The sequence below is a fragment of the Pseudomonas sp. LBUM1666 genome (assembly GCF_059695775.1).
The window spans coordinates 1,361,648-1,381,134 of the sequence record NZ_CP166789.1 but is presented as its reverse complement, the minus strand read 5'-3'; the positions used below and the strand labels follow the sequence as shown (position 1 = coordinate 1,381,134).

Sequence of the window (19,487 nt, the reverse complement as noted above, 5' to 3'; positions counted from 1 at the left end):
CACTTCACTGCGCTGCTTTTAGAGAAGTGGCGCAGTGAGGTTTTTTTTACTGTCTGGCGCCACGTCATTCGTCTCGCTACCAAGCGCCTCTTTTTCCCAAGGACTTCTCATGACCACTCAGGACACTGCTCAACGCCCTGCTCTGCGTTCGCAACGTTTGAACCAGATCACAAACGAGCCTCATACCAAGCTTGATGCCTTGGTCAAAGCCCACGCACCGTTTGAAACCCAGGCCAACTTCGCGCGTTTCGTGGTGGCTCAGTATTTGTTTCAGTCGGAACTGATGTCGCTGTACAACGATGCCGAATTGACCGCCATCGTCCCGGACCTGCCAGCTCGCTGCCGTGCTGAAGCAGCCAAGGCGGATCTGGCAGATCTGGACACTGAAGTTCCAGCACCCGTAGCCGGTGCCGTAAAAAACCCGACCAAAGCCGAGGCGCAGGGTTGGCTGTTCGTGTCGGAAGGTTCGAAACTCGGCGCAGCATTCCTGATCAAGCGCGCCGTGGGTCTCGGCTTGAGCGAAACCTTCGGCGCTCGTCATCTCGCTGAACCGGCCGGTGGCCGCGCTGAAGGCTGGAAGAGCTTCGTCAAAACCCTCGACGGGCTGGAACTCAACGCACAAGAAGAAGCCGAGTTGGATAAAGGCGCTATCGACGCGTTCAACCGCTTCACTGTGTTGCTGGAACAGGCTTATGCCAGCACCCCTGAACTCGCCTGACGGAATGCATTCCCTGTGGGAGCAGGTCTTCCAAATTCCGATCTTGCCTCTTACGACCTCCCTTGAGTCCATGCCTGCCTCCTCAAAACTCGCCCGAATCCTCTTCGGTCTGCTCGCCTACCTCAGCCTGGGCATCGGCATGATCGCCATCGTCATACCCGGCCTGCCGACCACCGAGTTCATCCTGCTGGCCGCCTGGGCCGCGACCAAGAGTTCGCCGCGCCTGAGCGCCTGGCTGGAAAACCATCGGCTGTTCGGTTCCATCCTGCGCAACTGGCGCAACGGCAAAATCATCGCCCGCCGAGCCAAGGTCAGCGCCACCGTCAGCATGCTGCTGTGCGCCGGGTTGATGCTGGCGATGCTCGATCATGGCTGGCCGATCTTTCTTGCGATTGCCGGCATGAGCCTGGGCAATCTGTGGATCTGGTCGCGGCCGGAATCGCTGCCGGAAATCTCCTGAATTTCTGCCCTTTTCAGGGCATTTCCCTGCGCAAACGGTCACCTCCTACCGTTCGTCGGCTTCGCGTTCATGCAACCTGCGCCCACGCCGATGTGCATTAAATAGCGCTGAATGGACTTGGCGAACCGGGTCGATCCCGACTCACAGCCAACACCTCATCCATTCGCGAGTTCGTCCCATGTTCGACTCTCTCTCCATCCGCCTGAAAATCGTCCTGCTGTCCGGTCTGTGCCTGCTGGGCGTGGTCGTCCTGATCGTTGGCATGAACATCTACCAGACCGATCAGAACGATGAACTGGTCAGTGCCTCCAGCAGCAAGATGCTCACCGCCAGCGTGCAGAACCTGCTCCAGGCCAAGGCCGCCGAGCAAGCGGTGCGGGTGCAGAAGACCTTCGGCGAAAGCCTGCTGGTGGTGACCGCCCTGGCCGATCAGATCGAGGACATGCGCAACATGGCGAGCACGCGCTCCCTTGACGCCGGCGCCCTGCGTGAAGAGTTGAACCAGAGCCTGAAAACCGCCTTCGAGCGCAACAGCAAAGTGCTCGGCATCTGGCTGGCATTCGAGCCCAATGGCCTCGACGGCAAGGACAGCGAATTCGCCGATGATGCGGCTCGCCAATCCAACGAAGCCGGTCGTTTCGCCAGCTACTGGAGCCGTGCCGGTGGTGTCGGGATCAACACGATCATGGTCGAAGAGGACATGACCAAAACCACCTTGAGCCTCAGCGGCACGCCCTATAACAGCTGGTACACCTGCCCTCGCGACAGCAAGCGCACCTGCCTGCTCGACCCGTATGCCGATACCGTCGCCGACAAGGAAATGCTGATGACCACCATTTCCGTACCGCTGCTGGTGGATGGCAAATCCATCGGCGTGGTCGGTGTGGACATTGCCCTCGACGCCCTGCAAGCAGCGGCGGTCGACTCCCAACGTGACCTGTTCAACAGCGCCGGGCACATGCTGATCGTCTCCGGCAGCGGCGTGCTCGCCGGTTACAGCGTGGACGCGAGCAAGGTCGGCAAAAGCATCGGCGACACCCTGGGCGCAGACGGCAAGGACGTCCTGCAACTGCTCAGCGGTGGGACGCCGAAGATTCTCGAACAGGGCGACCTGATCCGTGCGGTGTACCCGGTCAGTCCGATTGCCGAGTCCAAAGCCTGGGGCGTGGTGATCGACCTGCCAAAACAAGTGTTACTGGGCGACTCGGTGAAGTTGCAAGCCGTACTCGATGACGCCCAGCAAAGTGGCACGATCAAAGCCGTTTTGGTGGCGGTGATTGCCGGTCTGGTCGGACTGTTGCTGATCTGGTTCACGGCGTCCGGCGTGACCCGGCCGATCAACAGCGTAGCCGAGATGCTCAAGGCGATTGCCAGCGGCGACGGCGACCTGACGCAGCGTCTGCACTACAGCAAGAAAGACGAACTGGGCGAACTGGTGAGCTGGTTCAACCGCTTCCTCGACAAGCTGCAACCGACCATCGCGCAGATCAAACAAAGCATCACCGATGCGCGCGGCACGGCCGACCAGTCTTCGGAAATCGCCCGCCAGACCAGCGAAGGCATGCAAGTGCAGTTCCGCGAAATCGACCAGGTCGCCACCGCGTCCAACGAAATGAGCGCCACCGCCCACGACGTCGCCAACAGTGCCTCGAACGCGGCTAACGCGGCGAAGGGTGCCGACCAGTCGGCTCGCGACGGCATGCAGATCATCGAACGCAGCACCCGCGACATCAACCAACTGGCCGACGAAGTCAGCAAGGCCGTGACCGAAGTCGAAGCGTTGGCGGTCAACAGCGAGCAGATCGGCTCGGTGCTGGAGGTGATCCGCAGCATCGCCGAACAAACCAACCTGCTGGCGCTCAACGCGGCGATTGAAGCGGCGCGTGCCGGCGAGAGCGGTCGCGGGTTTGCCGTGGTCGCCGATGAAGTACGCAACCTGGCCAAACGCACCCAGGATTCGGTGGAAGAAATCCGCATTGTCATCGAGCGCATCCAGACCGGCACTCGCGGCGTGGTGGCCACGATGCATTCGAGCCAGACCCAGGCTCACAGCAACGCCGGGCAGATCCAGCAAGCCGTGCAGGCCTTGAGCAAAATCAGCGACGCGGTGACGGTCATCAGCGACATGAACCTGCAAATCGCCAGCGCCGCCGAACAGCAAAGCGCGGTAGCCGAAGAGGTCAACCGCAACGTCTCGGCGATCCGTACCGTCACCGAAACCCTGACCGGCCAGGCCACCGAATCGGCGCAGATCAGCAGCCACCTCAATTCGTTGACCTCGCATCAAATGAAATTGATGGATCAGTTTCGCGTATAACGATCCACCGCAGATCCCTTGTGGGAGCGAGCTTGCTCGCGATGACGGACTGACATTCACCATGGATGTCGACTGAAAAACCGCTATCGCGAGCAAGCTCGCTCCCACAGGTTTCTTCTGGCCTGTCTCCTGATTTGATCTATGCTCGGGCTCTCGTTCCGGAGGGCCTTCGATGACTGATTTACTCACGTCCATTCAAGCCGCACTCGGCTTGCCTCACACCCAGGTCAAGTTCACCTCGAGCGGCGCCTTGCCCTCGGCGTTTGCTGTCACCGACCTGGCGTGCGCCAGCATTGCCGCTGCCGGCCAGGCTGTCAGCGAATGGCTCCAGCAACAAACCGGTCGCTTACCCACCCTTGAGGTCGACCGTCGCCTCGCCTCTTTCTGGTTCGCCACGTCGATCCGCCCGGTAGGCTGGAGCGTCCCGCCGCTCTGGGACCCGGTCGCCGGTGACTACGCCACACAGGATGGCTGGATCCGCCTGCACACCAATGCGCCCCACCACCGTGCCGCCGCCGAAAAAGTGCTCGGCGCCTGTGCCGACCGTGCAGCGATGGCGAGCAAGGTTGCTCAATGGGCCAAAAGCGATCTGGAGCAAGCCGTGGTCGATGCTGGTGGCTGCGCCGCCGAGATGCGTAGCTGGGCGCAATGGCAGGCGCATCCCCAAGGTCAGGCGGTGAACGCCGAGCCGCTGATTCAGTTTGCTGACAACAGCCGCCAGAACGCGAAACCGTGGCAAGGTTCGGTGGCGCAACCGCTGGCCGGGATCAAGGTGCTCGATTTGACCCGAGTGCTCGCCGGACCGATCGCCAGCCGTTTTCTGGCCGGCCTCGGCGCCGACGTTTTGCGGATCGACCCACCGACCTGGAACGAACCGGGCGTGGTGCCGGAAGTCACCCTGGGTAAACGCTGCGCGCGCCTGGACCTGCACGACAAGACTGATCGCGCGGTGTTCGAAAGCCTGCTCAAGGACGCTGACATTCTGCTCCACGGCTACCGCGCCGACGCACTGGAGCGCCTGGGTTACGGCGTCGCCGAACGCCAGAAGCTGGCGCCCGGCCTGATCGATGTCAGCCTCAATGCCTACGGTTGGAGCGGCCCATGGCAGAACCGCCGCGGCTTCGACAGCCTGGTACAAATGAGCAGCGGGATCGCCGACGCCGGCACGCAGTGGAAACGCGCGGACAAGCCGACGCCATTACCCTTGCAAGCGCTCGATCACGCCACCGGGTATTTGATGGCGGCCAGTGCGATTCGATTGTTGGGGCGTAGTGGATCGGCGCGCTTATCGTTGGCGCGTACGGCGAAGTTGCTGATTGAAAATGGCCCGGGAACAGATGAGCCGTTGCGGGCGGAGGATGGCAACGATCAAGGGCTGTTGGTTGAACAGACGCCATGGGGACCGGCGCATCGACTTCATGTGCCGCTGAAGATTACGGGGACGCCATTGCAATGGACACTTGCAGCTTCGGAATTGGGCTCCCATCGCGCGCAGTGGTAGCCGACTGATCGTTCCCCCGCTCGGAAACGCCTCCGGATCGCGCAACTGCCGCAAAGCAATGTATTACGCCGTCCAGTCACCAATCCCGCCAATGAGACCACGCTGACCAAGATGAACCAAGTTCGCCCGACAGACTGGAAAAGTCGCGGTGATCGGTCCACTCTCGGACACGGCGACACCCGGATGAGCTATCAATAAAAGAAACTCCGAGGGCAAGCCTGAGGTCTGCCCTGATTCAATGCCTTTTTGAAGGAGAGATGCCAATGGCAACGTTCGAGCCCGGTCACCTGCACATCGAGCGCCAAGCGCTGAACAAGGACGATTACAGTTACAGCCTGAGCATCGACTATGAAGTCGCCCAGGATCCCAAGGAAGGCGAAGGTATGCTCTTCAAGATGCATGGCACGGTTGGGGACAAGGAGTTGAAGGAAGAATTCTTTCTGCCCAAGGATCAAGCGTTCGACTTCGCCCGGCATGCCACGCGCATCGCGCAGAAGTACGGGATGCCCAAAGAGGCCAGTATCGGCTCGATTCACAAGGAGTACGACGCCATGTTTGAAGATGTGCGGGCGCAGCTCGACGTCAAATCCGGCGACCCGGTCAAACCTGAGCATCTGGATCGAATCTGAAGGCCCCCTCACCCTAACCCTCTCCCCGAGGGGCGAGGGGCGAGGGGACTGACCGAGTTGCTCTTTCGATGAACATCGACCTGAAAGTCCAAGTTGAACTCAGGCTTTGAAAGCGACAAATATCTGCCCCCTTTCCCCCTCTCCCCACGGGGGAGAGGGCTGGGGTGAGGGGTGGCTTTTGAATCCACCATAAATCTCAAGATTTCACCCCAGCCCTCCTCCAAGGCATACTTGCCACCCTCCGCACTCCAGAACCCAACAACGCCCCATGCGTATCCACGTCAGCTTCATCGACCGCGTCGGCATTACCCAGGAAGTCCTGGCCCTGCTCGGTGGGCGCAATCTCAATCTGGATGCGGTGGAAATGGTCCCGCCCAACGTCTATATCGACGCCCCGACCCTGAGCCCGGAAGTCCTCGAAGAGCTGCGCGATGCGTTGTTCAGCGTGCGCGGCGTGCAAGCGGTGACGGTGGTCGACATTCTTCCCGGTCAGCGTCGGCATCTGCAGCTTGATGCGTTGCTCGCGGCCATGACTGACCCGGTTTTGGCGCTGGACAGTGCCGGCAAGGTGCTGCTGGCCAACCCGGCACTGATTGCGTTGTACGGTCGCGAGCCTGACGGCGAAAGCATCGCCGACCTGTTCGCCGACCCCGCACTGCTCGAAGCCCTGCTGGAAAACGGCTTCCGTCTGCCGCTGCGGGAAGTCACCGTCAACGGCCAGACGTTGCTGCTGGACGCTACACCGATTACCGACGCCGGCGCCCTGCTGACCCTGTATCAACCCAACCGCATCGGCGAACGCCTCTCGGCGCTGCACCATGACCATGCCGAAGGTTTCGATGCGCTGCTCGGTGAGTCCCCGGCGATTCGGACCCTCAAGGCCCGTGCCCAGCGCGTTGCAGCCCTCGATGCGCCGTTGCTGATCCAGGGCGAAACCGGCACCGGCAAAGAGCTGGTGGCGCGTGCCTGCCACGCCATCAGCGCTCGGCACAGTTCGCCATTTTTGGCGCTGAACTGCGCGGCATTGCCGGAGAACCTCGCCGAAAGCGAACTGTTCGGCTACGCCCCCGGCGCCTTCACCGGCGCGCAACGGGGTGGCAAACCGGGGCTAATGGAACTGGCCAACCAGGGCACGGTGTTTCTCGATGAGATCGGCGAGATGTCGCCGTATTTGCAGGCAAAATTGCTGCGCTTCTTGAACGACGGCAGCTTCCGCCGGGTGGGCGGGGATCGTGAGGTGAAGGTCAATGTACGGATCCTCAGCGCCACGCACCGCGATCTGGAAAAAATGGTCAGTGAAGGTTCGTTCCGTGAAGACCTCTTCTATCGCCTCAACGTCCTGAACGTCGAAGTCCCGCCGCTGCGCGAACGTGGCCAGGACATCCTGCTGCTGGCCCGCTACTTCATGCAGCAGGCCTGCGCGCAGATCCAGCGTCCGGTCTGTCGCCTGGCGCCAGGCACCTATCCGGCACTGCTGGGCAATCGCTGGCCGGGTAACGTGCGGCAACTGCAGAACGTGATCTTCCGCGCCGCTGCGATTTGCGAAAGCAGCCTGGTCGACATTGGCGACCTTGATATCGCCGGCACATCCGTGGCGCGTCAGAGTGACAGCGACGTCGATAGCCTCGAGCAGGCGATGGAAGAATTCGAGAAGACCCTGCTGGAAAAGCTCTACGTCAGCTACCCCTCGACCCGCCAACTGGCCAGCCGCCTGCAAACCTCCCACACGGCGATCGCCCATCGGTTGCGCAAGTACGGGATTCCTAACAAGCCGTAAGTCTTGCGGCTGAAACACAATCCTTCAAACACCACAGCCCACTGTGGGAGCCGAGCTTGCTCGCGATGGCGGTATCTCAGTCGAAATCAATGGTGACTGACCTACCGCCATCGCGAGCAAGCTCGGCTCCCACAGGGATCTATGTTGAACGTTAAACCGTGTTTAAAAGCGACCTCCACCTGTACTGAAAGCGCTACAGCGGAACGATATCGCTACACCCTCTCCTGATCACCGCTGTGCAAGGCTTTGATCCACTTAGGCTTTTTTCTCCGCCTTGGACTGTAGCGATTTCGCTACAGCCAACAAATCCTTGCGCCCCGAACAAACATATAAGTTATTGATTTTTAACAATAAAAAAACATTGGCCGCGATTTTGCTTAGTAACCATCCATAAAGCAGGGCTTTGCCCAGCATTCAATCGCGTCCACCAGACGAGTCTGGCCCCCTTAGGAGTTTCCATGAGCGAGTTGCGTTTTACTGAAGATCACGAATGGCTGCGTACCGAAGCTGACGGCACTGTCACAGTCGGCATCACCGCTTTCGCACAGAACGCCTTGGGCGACGTGGTTTTCGTACAACTGCCTGAGCTGCAGTCCTACGACAAAGGCGCTGAAGCCGCCACCGTGGAATCGGTAAAAGCCGCCAGCGGCGTGTACATGCCGCTGGACGGTGACGTGCTGGAAGTGAACCCGGCGCTGGACAGCAGCCCTGAACTGGTCAACGAAGACCCGCTGGGTGAAGGCTGGTTCTTCCGCTTCCAGCCAACCGATGCATCGGCTGTCGCCAAACTGCTGGATCAAGACGCTTACGACCGTCTGATCAAAGCCAACGCCGAAGCCTGAGGAGCGCCCAACATGACTCAAGTCAATCTGACCACTGCCAACGAATTCATCGCCCGCCATATCGGCCCGCGCTCCGGCGACGAGCAAGCCATGCTCAATAGCCTCGGCTTCGACTCGCTGGAAGCCCTGAGTGCCAGCGTCATCCCCGACAGCATCAAGGGCACCAGCGTCCTCGGCCTCGAAGACGGCCTGAGTGAAGCCGATGCCCTGGCCCTGATCAAGTCCATCGCCGGCAAAAACCAGCTGTTCAAGACCTACATCGGCCAGGGCTACTACGGCACGCACACGCCGTCGCCGATCCTGCGCAACCTGCTGGAAAACCCGGCCTGGTACACCGCGTACACCCCGTACCAACCGGAAATTTCCCAGGGCCGTCTCGAAGCGCTGCTGAACTTCCAGACCCTGATCAGCGACCTCACCGGCCTGCCGATCGCCAACGCGTCCTTGCTCGACGAAGCCACCGCCGCCGCCGAAGCCATGACCTTCTGCAAACGCCTGAGCAAGAACAAGGGCAGCCACGCGTTCTTCGCCTCCGTGCATTGCCACCCGCAAACCCTCGACGTGCTGCGCACCCGTGCCGAGCCGTTGGGCATCGACGTGGTGGTCGGCGACGAACTTGAACTGACCGACGTGACGCCGTTCTTCGGCGCCCTGCTGCAATACCCGGCGAGCAACGGTGATGTGTTCGACTACCGCGAACTGACCGAACGCTTCCACGCCGCCAACGCCTTGGTGGCCGTCGCCGCCGACCTGCTGGCCCTGACCGTGCTGACCCCGCCAGGCGAATTCGGCGCCGACGTGGCCATCGGCAGCGCGCAACGCTTTGGCGTACCGCTGGGCTTCGGTGGCCCGCACGCGGCCTATTTCTCCACCAAAGATGCGTTCAAGCGCGACATGCCGGGCCGTCTGGTCGGTGTCTCCGTCGACCGTTTCGGCAAGCCGGCGCTGCGCCTGGCGATGCAGACCCGCGAGCAACATATCCGCCGCGAGAAAGCCACCAGCAACATCTGCACCGCGCAAGTGCTGCTGGCCAACATCGCCAGCATGTACGCCGTGTATCACGGTCCGAAAGGCCTGACCCAGATCGCCAATCGCATTCATCACCTGACCGCCATTCTGGCCCAAGGCTTGAACGCAATCGGTCTGAACGTCGAACAAACCAGCTTCTTCGACACCTTGACGATCAAGACCGGCGCCAACACTGCCGCATTGCACGAAAAAGCACGTACAAAACAAATCAATCTGCGTGTGGTCGATGCTGAACGTCTGGGCCTGTCCCTCGACGAAACCACCTCGCAAGCTGACGTGGAAACCCTGTGGGCCCTGCTGGCCGACGGCAAGACTCTGCCGGACTTCGCCGCCCTCGCCGCCTCCGTGGTTAGCACCATCCCGGCCGCGCTGGTTCGCCAGTCGCCAATCCTCAGCCACCCGGTGTTCAACCGTTACCACTCGGAAACCGAGCTGATGCGCTACCTGCGCAAGCTCGCCGACAAGGACTTGGCGCTGGACCGCACCATGATCCCGCTGGGCTCGTGCACCATGAAACTCAACGCCGCCAGCGAAATGATCCCGGTGACCTGGGCCGAATTCGGTGCCCTGCACCCGTTCGCTCCGGCCGCGCAAAGCGCCGGCTATCAGCAGCTGACCGATGAACTGGAAGCGATGCTCTGCGCCGCCACCGGTTACGACGCGATCTCGCTGCAACCGAACGCCGGTTCCCAGGGTGAATACGCTGGCCTGCTGGCCATCCGCGCTTATCACCAGAGCCGTGGCGAAGACCGTCGCGACATCTGCCTGATCCCGTCCTCCGCCCACGGCACCAACCCGGCCACCGCCAACATGGCCGGCATGCGCGTGGTGGTCACCGCCTGCGATGCCCGTGGCAACGTCGACATCGAAGACCTGCGCGCCAAGGCCATCGAGCACCGCGAGCACCTCGCCGCGCTGATGATCACTTACCCGTCGACCCACGGCGTGTTCGAAGAAGGCATCCGCGAAATCTGCGGCATCATTCATGACCACGGCGGCCAGGTGTACATCGACGGCGCCAACATGAACGCGATGGTCGGCCTCTGCGCCCCAGGCAAGTTCGGCGGCGACGTGTCGCACCTGAACCTGCACAAAACCTTCTGCATCCCCCACGGCGGTGGCGGCCCGGGCGTCGGCCCGATTGGCGTCAAGTCGCACCTGACCCCGTTCCTGCCGGGGCACGGCACCATGGAGCGCAAGGAAGGCGCGGTCTGCGCGGCACCGTTCGGCAGCGCGAGCATTTTGCCGATCACCTGGATGTACATTCGGATGATGGGCGGCGCGGGTCTGAAGCGCGCTTCGCAGCTGGCGATCCTCAATGCCAACTACATTTCCCGTCGCCTCGAAGAGCACTATCCAGTGCTGTACACCGGCAGCAACGGCCTGGTGGCGCACGAATGCATCCTCGATCTGCGTCCGTTGAAAGACAGCAGCGGCATCAGCGTCGATGACGTGGCCAAGCGCCTGATCGACTTCGGCTTCCACGCCCCGACCATGTCGTTCCCGGTCGCCGGCACGCTGATGATCGAGCCGACCGAAAGCGAATCCAAGGAAGAACTGGACCGCTTCTGCGACGCCATGATCCGCATCCGCGAAGAAATCCGCGCAGTGGAAAACGGCACCCTGGACAAGGACGACAACCCGCTGAAAAACGCCCCGCACACCGCGGCGGAAATCGTCGGCGAGTGGACGCATCCGTACAGCCGTGAGCAAGCGGTGTATCCGGTTGCGTCGCTGATCGAAGGCAAGTACTGGCCACCGGTCGGTCGCGTCGACAACGTGTTTGGCGACCGCAACCTGATCTGCGCCTGCCCGTCGATCGAAAGCTACGCTTAAACGAATAGGGGGCGGGTTTACTCGCCCCACTTTCAAGAACACCACAAAACCCTGTGGGAGCGAGCTTGCTCCGGGCGGCGTTCCGACGATGACGGACTGACATTCACCATAAATGTCGACTGTAAGACCGCTATCGTCGGAACGCCGCCCGGAGCAAGCTCGCTCCCACAGGGTTCGGTGCCAGGCACCAGATTCCGCCCATACCTATAACAAGAAACCGGAGAACAACCATGTCTTTAAGCGTGTTCGACCTGTTCAAGATTGGCATCGGCCCCTCCAGCTCCCACACCGTCGGCCCGATGCGTGCTGCGGCACGATTCGCCGAAGGTTTGCGCCGTGAAGGGCTGCTGGCCGCGACCACCTGCGTCAAGGTCGAGCTCTACGGATCACTCGGCGCCACCGGTAAAGGCCACGGCAGCGACAAGGCTGTGTTGCTGGGCCTGGAAGGCGAACACCCGGACACCGTGAACACCGAAACCGTCGCCGCCCGTCTGCAAGAGATTCGTGGCAATGGTCGCTTGAACCTGCTCGGCGAACACAGCATTGCGTTCAATGAGAAAGAACATTTGGCGATGATTCGCAAACCGTTGGCCTATCACCCCAACGGCATGATCTTTCGCGCCTTCGATGCGGCGGGCATACAAATCCGCAGCCGCGAGTACTACTCGGTCGGCGGTGGTTTTGTGGTCGATGAAGACGCCGCCGGCGCCGACCGCATCGTCGAAGACGCCACGCCACTGACTTTCCCGTTCAAAAGCGCCAAGGACTTGCTCGGTCACTGCGCCACCTATGGCTTGTCCATCAGCCAGGTGATGCTGACCAACGAAAGTGCCTGGCGCCCGGAAGCAGAAACCCGCACCGGCCTGCTGAAAATCTGGCAAGTCATGCAGGACTGCGTCGCTGCCGGTTGCCGCAACGAAGGCATCCTGCCCGGTGGTTTGAAGGTCAAACGTCGGGCGGCAGCCCTGCATCGGCAACTGTGCAAGAACCCGGAGTCTTCACTGCGCGATCCGCTGTCGGTGCTGGACTGGGTCAACCTCTACGCACTGGCGGTCAACGAAGAAAACGCCAACGGCGGGCGCGTGGTGACTGCGCCTACGAACGGTGCGGCAGGGATCGTCCCCGCTGTTTTGCATTACTACATGCGCTTCATCCCCGGCGCCAACGAAGACGGCGTCGTGCGTTTTCTGCTGACCGCGGCCGCGATCGGCATTCTGTACAAGGAAAACGCGTCGATCTCCGGCGCTGAAGTCGGCTGTCAGGGTGAAGTCGGCGTGGCCTGTTCCATGGCAGCCGGCGCCCTGTGCGAAGTCCTCGGTGGCACCGTGCAGCAAGTGGAAAACGCCGCCGAAATCGGCATGGAACACAACCTCGGCCTGACCTGCGACCCGATTGGCGGGCTGGTGCAAGTGCCTTGCATCGAGCGCAACGCCATGGGCTCGGTAAAAGCCATCAACGCGGTACGCATGGCCTTGCGCGGCGACGGTCAACACTTCGTCTCACTCGACAAGGTCATCCGCACCATGCGCCAGACCGGCGCCGACATGAAAAGCAAATACAAGGAAACCGCCCGTGGCGGTTTGGCGGTCAACATTATCGAGTGCTGATACTTACGCGCATCTGCACACTTTTTCAGGAGCTGAATATGTCCACCGAACAACTGTCGAAAACCCCGCTGCACGCACTGCACATCGAACTCGGCGCCCGCATGGTGCCGTTTGCCGGCTATGACATGCCGGTGCAATACCCGCTCGGCGTGATGAAAGAACACCAGCACACCCGTGATCAGGCCGGGCTGTTCGATGTCTCGCACATGGGCCAGATCCGCCTGACCGGCGCCAATGCCGCCAAGGCGCTGGAAAGCCTGGTACCGGTCGACATCATCGACCTGCCGGTGGGCATGCAGCGTTACGCGATGTTCACCAACGAAACCGGTGGCATCCTCGACGACCTGATGGTCGCCAACCTGGGTAACGACGAACTGTTCCTGGTGGTCAACGCCGCCTGCAAGGACCAGGACCTGGCGCATCTGCGCCAACACATCGGCGACCAGTGCACTATCGAGCCGCTGTTTGAAGAACGCGCCCTGCTGGCGCTGCAAGGTCCGGCCGCCGTCACCGTGCTCGCGCGCCTGGCGCCTGAAGTGGCGAAGATGACCTTCATGCAGTTCGCCCGCGTAAAACTGCTGGGTGTGGACTGTTTTGTCAGCCGTTCGGGCTATACCGGTGAAGACGGTTACGAAATCTCTGTGCCGGCCGCCAACGCCGAAGCCCTGGCTCGCGCCCTGCTGGCCGAACCTGAAGTGGCAGCCATCGGCCTTGGCGCTCGCGACTCCCTGCGCCTGGAAGCCGGCCTGTGCCTCTACGGCCACGACATGAACACCGAGACCACCCCGATTGAAGCTAGCCTGCTGTGGGCCATCTCCAAGCCTCGTCGCGCTGATGGCGCACGTGCCGGCGGCTTCCCAGGCGCTGAAACCGTGTTCGGACAGCAACAAGCCGGTGTCAGCCGCAAACGCGTGGGCCTGTTGCCTCAGGAACGCACGCCGGTGCGCGAAGGTGCGGAGATCGTCAATGAAGCAGGCGACATCATTGGTGCGGTTTGCAGCGGTGGCTTCGGTCCGACCCTGGGCGGCCCTCTGGCGATGGGTTACGTCGACAGTGCTTACATCGCTCTCGAGACGCCGGTATGGGCGATTGTTCGTGGGAAAAAGGTGCCTTTGCTTGTAAGCAAAATGCCATTCGTTCCACAACGCTACTACCGTGGCTGATTGACTGTTTCTATAAGTAACGCGGTTGCGTTAACAGTGCACTAATGTGTAACGCAACCGCCATAAAACAGTGCATCACTTTACCTGTAAGCTTCGTTTATGAACGTTGCTTATATCGATCGAAAACAATTGAACACGGTGATTGCATAAGCCAACACTAGTTGCGGCATAAACGCCCCAGCGCGAGCAAATACGGGCTCTCCACAGGGCTTGTTTTTTCTCCCGTAGTTGGCGTAGAGTTTGTTCACTGTGTTTGCATGGGTCGCTTGGAATCGTGACCTGGGCAGTAGCCTACAAGTTAGCTACATCCCGTTCGACGTCTTCTTACTCTCCTGCAACCAGCCCCAGTACTCTTTCACAAGAAGGAGGCTGTCATTAATTTAGCGTCAAAGGAAATAAGAAATGGCTGATCGTCAGAGCGGTACCGTCAAGTGGTTTAACGACGAGAAAGGTTTTGGTTTTATCACTCCAGAAAGCGGTCCGGATCTGTTCGTGCACTTCCGCGCTATTCAGGGCAACGGCTTCAAGAGCCTGAAAGAAGGCCAGAAAGTGACTTTCGTTGCTGTGCAAGGCCAGAAAGGCATGCAGGCTGACGAGGTACAAGCAGAAGGTTAATCTTCTGTAACGAAAAAGCCCCTGATGCTGACATCAGGGGCTTTTTTGTGCGCGTAAATCCGTAAAATGGATTCTTTTTTCCGTCAAGAGGCTGCCATGTCGAAACACCTGCTCAAACCCCAGGGCGACTTTCCTGCCGTCACCCTGGGTCGTCGCCTGGCAGCGATGTTCTACGACTTCTTGTTGTGTACCGCCCTGCTGATCGTCACCAGCGGCATTTACAAGATGATCCAGATGGCGATCATCGGCGAAGACAAAATGCGCACCCTGACCGAAGCCGGCGCGCTGGACGGCGATCCATTGCTCTCAACGGTGCTGCTGTTTGTGCTGTTCGGCTTCTTCGCCAAATTCTGGACCTGGTCCGGTCAGACCCTGGGCATGCAGGTCTGGTGCATCCGCGTGCAAAACGCCGACGGCTCATCCATCAGTCTGTGGCAGGCGTTGCTGCGCTTTGTGGTGTCGATCGCGTCCTTGCTGTGCGTCGGGCTGGGGTTCTTCTGGTCGCTGTTTGATAAACAGAAACGCAGCTGGCATGACATCTACTCCAATACCCAGCTCGTGCGGATTCCAAAGAAAACCAAGTAATCCAGCAGATGCAAAAACGCCCCGATCAATCGGGGCGTTTTTTTTGGCTCACTGACGGCGAATCAGGCGTTTCCGGCTAATTTCATCCGCGCAGCCTGTGTGAAGTCGAGCATGCGCTTGAGCGGCCGAATCGCCTGTGGAATCAGCGCTGGATCGACAAATATCTCGTTAGTCCCCTCCTTCAAGCTCTTCAGCGTGCGCTCAAGGGTATTCATCGCCATCCACGGGCAATGTGCGCAACTGCGGCATGCTGCGCCGTTACCGGCCGTTGGCGCTTCGATGAAGACCTTGTCCGGGCACAGCTGCTGCATCTTGTAGAAGATGCCGCGATCAGTGGCGACGATAAAGGTCTTGTTCGGCAGGCTCTGCGCTGCCGCAATCAATTGACTGGTGGAGCCGACGGCATCCGCCAACTCGATCACCGACGTCGGCGACTCCGGGTGCACCAGAATCGCTGCGTCCGGGTACAGCGCCTTCATGTCTTCGAGCTGCTTGGACTTGAACTCTTCGTGAACGATGCAGGCACCGTCCCACAGCAGCATGTCCGCGCCGGTCTGACGCTGGATGTAAGTGCCCAAATGTTTATCCGGGCCCCAAATGATGGTTTCGCCGTTATCCATCAGGCTTTCGACGATCTCCAGCGCGCAGCTTGAAGTCACCACCCAATCCGCCCGGGCTTTGACCGCCGCCGACGTATTGGCATACACCACCACGGTACGTTCCGGGTGCTGATCACAGAACGCCGAGAACTCGTCCACCGGGCAACCCAGATCCAGCGAGCACGTCGCTTCCAGGGTTGGCATCAGGATGCGTTTTTCAGGGTTGAGGATTTTGGCGGTCTCGCCCATGAACTTCACACCGGCGACCACCACGGTCTTGGCCGGGTGAGCGCTACCGAAGCGGGCCATCTCCAGCGAGTCGGAGACGCAACCGCCGGTTTCTTCAGCCAGGGCCTGAATGACCGGATCGCAATAGAAGTGAGCAACCAGCACCGCATCCTGAGCCTTGAGCTCGGCAGCGATGGCGGCACGGTAATAGGCCTCCTCCTCGGCAGTCAGCGGTTTGGGCTGCTTGGCGTCGAGGTGGGCTTGAACCAGAAGGCGTTCGGAAATCTGCGTCATGTTCGCAAGACCTGCAGGCGCTTTCGCGCGAAAGTCGAGTATACACCCGGCTCCGGACCCTTCAGGGTACCGCCGGGAGAGTGAGTATCATCAGGCACGGACAACGTTGAAGCTGCGCAAGGCTACAGAATATCCCGTGGATGCAAAAGATGATTCTGACCTGTGTCACGGGTCGCAGCCCGGAATTGGGCGAGCTCAAATCGCAGGCAAAAAAAAATCCGGAAATCCTCACTTGCGTGGGCCTTCCAGACTTTTAAAACTGCTACAAAAAATGGTGGGTCGTGTGGGATTCGAACCTACGACCAATTGGTTAAAAGCCAACTGCTCTACCAACTGAGCTAACGACCCGCTGTGTGGTGGCGCGTATAATACTGATTTTTAAGGACTATTCAACACCTAATTTGAAATAAATCAAAAATAAGGTGTTGGGTCGCTGATTCCGGCTGCCGCAAAGCCTTCTGCACGCAGGCGGCAGCTGTCGCACTTGCCGCATGCGCGGCCATTATCGTCGGCCTGATAGCAGGAAACAGTCAGCCCATAATCAACACCCAGCTTCACGCCTGCCTGGACGATCTGCGCCTTGCTCAGGTTCTGCAGTGGCGCCTGAATACGGAAGCCCGGCCCTTCTACGCCGGCCTTGGTCGCCAGATTGGCCATGCGCTCGAAAGACTCGATGAACTCGGGACGGCAGTCCGGGTATCCGGAGTAATCCACGGCGTTCACACCAATAAAGATGTCACGCGCGCCCAGCACTTCAGCCCAGCCCAGAGCCAGGGACAGGAACACCGTGTTGCGCGCCGGCACGTAAGTTACCGGGATGCCTTCACCCGCCACTTCCGGCACATCAATGCTGCTATCTGTCAGTGCCGAACCGCCGATGCCATTCAGGTTCAGACCGATCACCTTGTGTTCGACCACACCCAGGTCGCGCGCAACACGTTCGGCGGCGTGCAATTCGGCGTGAGACCGCTGACCGTAGTCGAAGCTCATGGTGTAGCAGCTGTAGCCTTCATCGCGAGCCATGGCCACAACGGTCGCGGAGTCGAGGCCGCCGGACAGCAGGATGACCGCACGTTTTTCAGCAGTGTTCAGTTGTTCAGTCATTTCAGCGCCCCGGCTCGTCATTCCACAGATATTTATGCAACTGCAATTGCAGACGCACTGGCAGGTTGTCCGCCACCACCCAGTCAGCCAGGTCCCGAGCATTGAGGTCATGGTGACTTGGCGAAAACAGGACTTCACCGGCGCGCTGATCCAGACCGTACTGGATCAGCTTGGACACGGCCCAGTCATAGTCTTCCCGCGAGCAGATGACGAACTTCACCTGATCGTTGCGCGTGAGCAGTTCGATGTTCTCGTAGCGATTGCGATGGGCTTCTTTCGAACCCGGGGTTTTCAAGTCGACGACGCGACTGACCCGTGGATCGACCGCCGAGATATCCAAGGCACCGCTGGTTTCCAGCGAGACCTCGTAACCGGCGTCACACAACTGCTTGAGCAATGGGATGGCGTTGGGTTGTGCCAGCGGCTCGCCGCCGGTGACACAGACGTAACGCGGACGAAAACCGGCCACTTGCTCCAGGATGTCGTCGAGCGTGCGAATGGTGCCGCCAGTGAATGCATACGCGCTGTCGCAGTATTGGCAACGCAATGGGCAACCGGTCAGGCGCACAAAAACAGTGGGCAGCCCGGCAGTCCGCGTTTCACCCTGCAACGAGTAGAAAACTTCGGTGATTCTCAATGTGTCTTGCATAGTCGCCACGGGCATAACAGCTAAACAGGCTGTCCGCCTCCGTCAGGCACTTCAAGGAACCCCGCCACCGCGCAGATTCCAAAAAGCGTGTTTCATAAAAAGGGCGTGAATTCTAACGAAAAAACCCGCGACAAGCGCGGGTTTCTTCAAAACGGGTCAAGCAGCCCTTACATTTTTTGCAGATCACGCTGGGCCAGCTGAGCGGCGGAAGTGCCCGGATATTGGGACACAACCTGCTGCAGAATGCCTTTGACCTTGTCGGGATGACCGAGGCGGCGCTCTACATCAGCGAGCTTGTACAGCGAATCAGGCACTTTAGGGTGCTTTGGGTACAGCTGCGAAACCTTGGCAAATGCCTGACCTGCACCTTGCAGATCGCCTTTGGCCAGGTTCACTTCGCCCAACCAGTACTGGGCATTACCCGCGTACTGGCTGTTCGGGTACTTGCGCAGGAATGCGGCAAACGCCTGGCTGGCCTTGTCGAAATCCTTGGCTTTGATCAGGTCGAAGGCTGCATCGTAATACAGTTTTTCCTTCGCCGGATCAGCCGGTTCGCTACCCGCAGCTGGTGCTTGAGCAGCTGCCGCTCCTGCGGCTGCGCCCACTGCTGCACCGGGGGCATTCAAATTGCCACCGGCGGAAGAATTATCAGGAGTCGCGGCTGGTGCAACGCCGGTTCCTATGCGCCGATCAAGATCCTGATATCGCTCCAGGCTCTCTTGCTTCATGCGCGCTACATCATTTTGCAGAACTTCGATGATGCCTTGTTGGCGCGAGATCTGCTCCTGCATTGATTGCAGTTGGTTGAACAGCTCGCCCTGTGCCGAGACAGGGGCCGAAACCCCTCCCCCGGCATAGGCGCCGTTCGTACCGTAACCTGCAGGCGGATTACTAGTCCCGCTATTGGTATAGCCGGAGTCGTTATCGACCACAGGAACCGCAGCCCACACCGCAAGCGGTGCGAGGCTGAGAGCCAAAACAGTTACAGCACGACGGCACGTTCGCATGACGAATTACTTACGCAGTTCGACGCGACGGTTTTGAGCCCAGGACTGCTCGTCGTTGCCGGTAGCAACTGGACGCTCTTCGCCGTAGGAAACCAGTTCCAGCTGAGCTGGGGAAACACCTTGCAGTACCAGGTAACGCTGAACGGCTTTCGCACGACGCTCGCCCAGTGCCATGTTGTACTCACGAGTACCACGTTCGTCGGTGTTGCCTTCCAGAACAACGCGAGCGCCGTTTGCTTTCAGGTCCTTGGCGTGAACGTCCAGAGCGCGCATGGCTTCTGGCTTCAGGTCCGAACTGTCGTATTCGAAGTAGAAAGTGGTGATTGCGCGCAGAGCAGCTTCTTCGCTCAGGGAGCCGTCAACTGCACCAGTGTTTGCGCCGTAACCAGCGTTTGGATCTACAGCGCCTTCACCGGCATTGTCGCCGCCTTTGGACGAGCAACCTACAGCTACAGCCATGGCCAGAGCCAGCGCAGCAAATTTACCAAACTTCAGCATTTCCATCGTGAAACTCCTAATGAACCCCA

18 protein-coding genes, 1 tRNA gene and 1 pseudogene are annotated in these 19,487 nt (G+C 59.9%); 13 read left to right on the top strand and 7 right to left on the bottom strand.

The window, feature by feature from the left end:
* Window positions 1–109 precede the first annotated feature (109 nt).
* The 7 genes and pseudogenes from ACA056_RS06180 (at window position 110) to gcsR (ending at window position 7,402) form a co-directional block, all read left to right on the top strand.
* On the top strand, window positions 110–718 hold the full coding sequence (locus ACA056_RS06180; RefSeq protein WP_497271256.1) for a biliverdin-producing heme oxygenase: 609 nt from the start codon (window positions 110–112) through the stop codon (window positions 716–718).
* Window positions 719–788: 70 nt separating this feature from the next.
* Window positions 789–1,178, top strand: coding sequence for a YbaN family protein (locus ACA056_RS06175; protein WP_497271254.1), 390 nt, complete (start codon window positions 789–791; stop codon window positions 1,176–1,178).
* A gap of 178 nt (window positions 1,179–1,356) precedes the next feature.
* Window positions 1,357–2,637 (top strand): annotated as a pseudogene (locus ACA056_RS06170) (methyl-accepting chemotaxis protein); the annotation flags it as partial.
* A gap of 102 nt (window positions 2,638–2,739) precedes the next feature.
* Window positions 2,740–3,495, top strand: a complete 756-nt coding sequence (locus ACA056_RS06165; RefSeq protein ID WP_371917827.1) for a methyl-accepting chemotaxis protein — start codon at window positions 2,740–2,742, stop codon at window positions 3,493–3,495.
* Window positions 3,496–3,667: 172 nt separating this feature from the next.
* A complete protein-coding gene (locus tag ACA056_RS06160; protein WP_497271252.1) occupies window positions 3,668–4,996 on the top strand; it encodes a CoA transferase in 1,329 nt (442 codons plus the stop codon).
* Window positions 4,997–5,259: 263 nt separating this feature from the next.
* The gene (locus ACA056_RS06155; RefSeq protein ID WP_497271250.1) at window positions 5,260–5,625 is read left to right on the top strand and encodes a DUF5064 family protein; all 366 of its coding nucleotides are present in this window, start codon (window positions 5,260–5,262) and stop codon (window positions 5,623–5,625) included.
* A 268-nt stretch (window positions 5,626–5,893) separates the two neighbouring features.
* Complete coding sequence (gene gcsR, locus ACA056_RS06150) at window positions 5,894–7,402, top strand: transcriptional regulator GcsR (RefSeq protein ID WP_497271248.1); 1,509 nt, start codon at window positions 5,894–5,896, stop codon at window positions 7,400–7,402.
* A gap of 255 nt (window positions 7,403–7,657) precedes the next feature.
* On the opposite strand, the gene ACA056_RS06145 is transcribed toward gcsR, so the two are convergent.
* Window positions 7,658–7,816, bottom strand: coding sequence for a hypothetical protein (locus ACA056_RS06145; protein ID WP_497271246.1), 159 nt, complete (start codon window positions 7,814–7,816; stop codon window positions 7,658–7,660).
* Window positions 7,817–7,860: 44 nt separating this feature from the next.
* Here ACA056_RS06145 and gcvH point away from each other — a divergent pair, with 44 nt between their 5' ends.
* The 6 genes from gcvH (at window position 7,861) to ACA056_RS06115 (ending at window position 15,079) form a co-directional block, all read left to right on the top strand.
* The gene (gene gcvH, locus ACA056_RS06140; protein ID WP_497271244.1) at window positions 7,861–8,244 is read left to right on the top strand and encodes a glycine cleavage system protein GcvH; all 384 of its coding nucleotides are present in this window, start codon (window positions 7,861–7,863) and stop codon (window positions 8,242–8,244) included.
* A gap of 12 nt (window positions 8,245–8,256) precedes the next feature.
* Entirely contained in the window at window positions 8,257–11,109 is a 2,853-nt protein-coding gene (gcvP, locus tag ACA056_RS06135; protein WP_497271242.1) for an aminomethyl-transferring glycine dehydrogenase, read from the top strand.
* 230 nt (window positions 11,110–11,339) lie between these two features.
* The gene (locus ACA056_RS06130) at window positions 11,340–12,716 is read left to right on the top strand and encodes an L-serine ammonia-lyase (protein ID WP_497271240.1); all 1,377 of its coding nucleotides are present in this window, start codon (window positions 11,340–11,342) and stop codon (window positions 12,714–12,716) included.
* A gap of 38 nt (window positions 12,717–12,754) precedes the next feature.
* Window positions 12,755–13,879 (top strand): glycine cleavage system aminomethyltransferase GcvT, encoded by a 1,125-nt coding sequence (gene gcvT, locus ACA056_RS06125; RefSeq protein ID WP_497271238.1) that lies wholly within the window; start codon window positions 12,755–12,757, stop codon window positions 13,877–13,879.
* Between the two features lie 402 nt (window positions 13,880–14,281).
* Complete coding sequence (locus tag ACA056_RS06120; RefSeq protein ID WP_014339904.1) at window positions 14,282–14,494, top strand: cold-shock protein; 213 nt, start codon at window positions 14,282–14,284, stop codon at window positions 14,492–14,494.
* Between the two features lie 96 nt (window positions 14,495–14,590).
* Complete coding sequence (locus ACA056_RS06115; RefSeq protein WP_111451447.1) at window positions 14,591–15,079, top strand: RDD family protein; 489 nt, start codon at window positions 14,591–14,593, stop codon at window positions 15,077–15,079.
* A gap of 62 nt (window positions 15,080–15,141) precedes the next feature.
* Here ACA056_RS06115 and nadA read toward each other — a convergent pair whose 3' ends face one another.
* The 6 genes from nadA to pal form a co-directional block, all read right to left on the bottom strand.
* Entirely contained in the window at window positions 15,142–16,200 is a 1,059-nt protein-coding gene (gene nadA / locus ACA056_RS06110) for a quinolinate synthase NadA (protein ID WP_095132682.1), read from the bottom strand.
* 272 nt (window positions 16,201–16,472) lie between these two features.
* Window positions 16,473–16,548: transfer RNA gene (locus tag ACA056_RS06105), tRNA-Lys, on the bottom strand.
* Window positions 16,549–16,611: 63 nt separating this feature from the next.
* Window positions 16,612–17,304: a 7-cyano-7-deazaguanine synthase QueC gene (queC, locus tag ACA056_RS06100; RefSeq protein ID WP_497271234.1), complete on the bottom strand. Its 693-nt coding sequence runs from the start codon at window positions 17,302–17,304 to the stop codon at window positions 16,612–16,614.
* Between the two features lies 1 nt (window position 17,305).
* Window positions 17,306–17,953, bottom strand: coding sequence for a 7-carboxy-7-deazaguanine synthase QueE (gene queE, locus ACA056_RS06095; protein ID WP_129437837.1), 648 nt, complete (start codon window positions 17,951–17,953; stop codon window positions 17,306–17,308).
* 167 nt (window positions 17,954–18,120) lie between these two features.
* Window positions 18,121–18,960: a tol-pal system protein YbgF gene (gene ybgF, locus ACA056_RS06090; RefSeq protein ID WP_497271232.1), complete on the bottom strand. Its 840-nt coding sequence runs from the start codon at window positions 18,958–18,960 to the stop codon at window positions 18,121–18,123.
* 6 nt (window positions 18,961–18,966) lie between these two features.
* Window positions 18,967–19,464, bottom strand: coding sequence for a peptidoglycan-associated lipoprotein Pal (gene pal / locus ACA056_RS06085; protein WP_003178634.1), 498 nt, complete (start codon window positions 19,462–19,464; stop codon window positions 18,967–18,969).
* Between the last annotated feature and the right edge of the window lie 23 nt (window positions 19,465–19,487).

Bases quoted from the DNA above. Each gene is read 5' to 3' on its own strand.
- ybgF (WP_497271232.1), bottom strand. From the start codon at position 18,960: ATGCGAACGTGCCGTCGTGCTGTAACTGTTTTGGCTCTCAGCCTCGCA.
- ACA056_RS06175 (WP_497271254.1), top strand. From the start codon at position 789: ATGCCTGCCTCCTCAAAACTCGCCCGAATCCTCTTCGGTCTGCTCGCC.
- ACA056_RS06180 (WP_497271256.1), top strand. From the start codon at position 110: ATGACCACTCAGGACACTGCTCAACGCCCTGCTCTGCGTTCGCAACGT.
- queC (WP_497271234.1), bottom strand. From the start codon at position 17,304: ATGACTGAACAACTGAACACTGCTGAAAAACGTGCGGTCATCCTGCTG.
- pal (WP_003178634.1), bottom strand. From the start codon at position 19,464: ATGGAAATGCTGAAGTTTGGTAAATTTGCTGCGCTGGCTCTGGCCATG.
- nadA (WP_095132682.1), bottom strand. From the start codon at position 16,200: ATGACGCAGATTTCCGAACGCCTTCTGGTTCAAGCCCACCTCGACGCC.
- ACA056_RS06145 (WP_497271246.1), bottom strand. From the start codon at position 7,816: ATGCTGGGCAAAGCCCTGCTTTATGGATGGTTACTAAGCAAAATCGCG.
- ACA056_RS06155 (WP_497271250.1), top strand. From the start codon at position 5,260: ATGGCAACGTTCGAGCCCGGTCACCTGCACATCGAGCGCCAAGCGCTG.
- ACA056_RS06165 (WP_371917827.1), top strand. From the start codon at position 2,740: ATGCAAGTGCAGTTCCGCGAAATCGACCAGGTCGCCACCGCGTCCAAC.
- gcvH (WP_497271244.1), top strand. From the start codon at position 7,861: ATGAGCGAGTTGCGTTTTACTGAAGATCACGAATGGCTGCGTACCGAA.
- gcvP (WP_497271242.1), top strand. From the start codon at position 8,257: ATGACTCAAGTCAATCTGACCACTGCCAACGAATTCATCGCCCGCCAT.
- ACA056_RS06160 (WP_497271252.1), top strand. From the start codon at position 3,668: ATGACTGATTTACTCACGTCCATTCAAGCCGCACTCGGCTTGCCTCAC.
- ACA056_RS06130 (WP_497271240.1), top strand. From the start codon at position 11,340: ATGTCTTTAAGCGTGTTCGACCTGTTCAAGATTGGCATCGGCCCCTCC.
- gcsR (WP_497271248.1), top strand. From the start codon at position 5,894: ATGCGTATCCACGTCAGCTTCATCGACCGCGTCGGCATTACCCAGGAA.
- ACA056_RS06115 (WP_111451447.1), top strand. From the start codon at position 14,591: ATGTCGAAACACCTGCTCAAACCCCAGGGCGACTTTCCTGCCGTCACC.
- ACA056_RS06120 (WP_014339904.1), top strand. From the start codon at position 14,282: ATGGCTGATCGTCAGAGCGGTACCGTCAAGTGGTTTAACGACGAGAAA.
- gcvT (WP_497271238.1), top strand. From the start codon at position 12,755: ATGTCCACCGAACAACTGTCGAAAACCCCGCTGCACGCACTGCACATC.
- queE (WP_129437837.1), bottom strand. From the start codon at position 17,953: ATGCAAGACACATTGAGAATCACCGAAGTTTTCTACTCGTTGCAGGGT.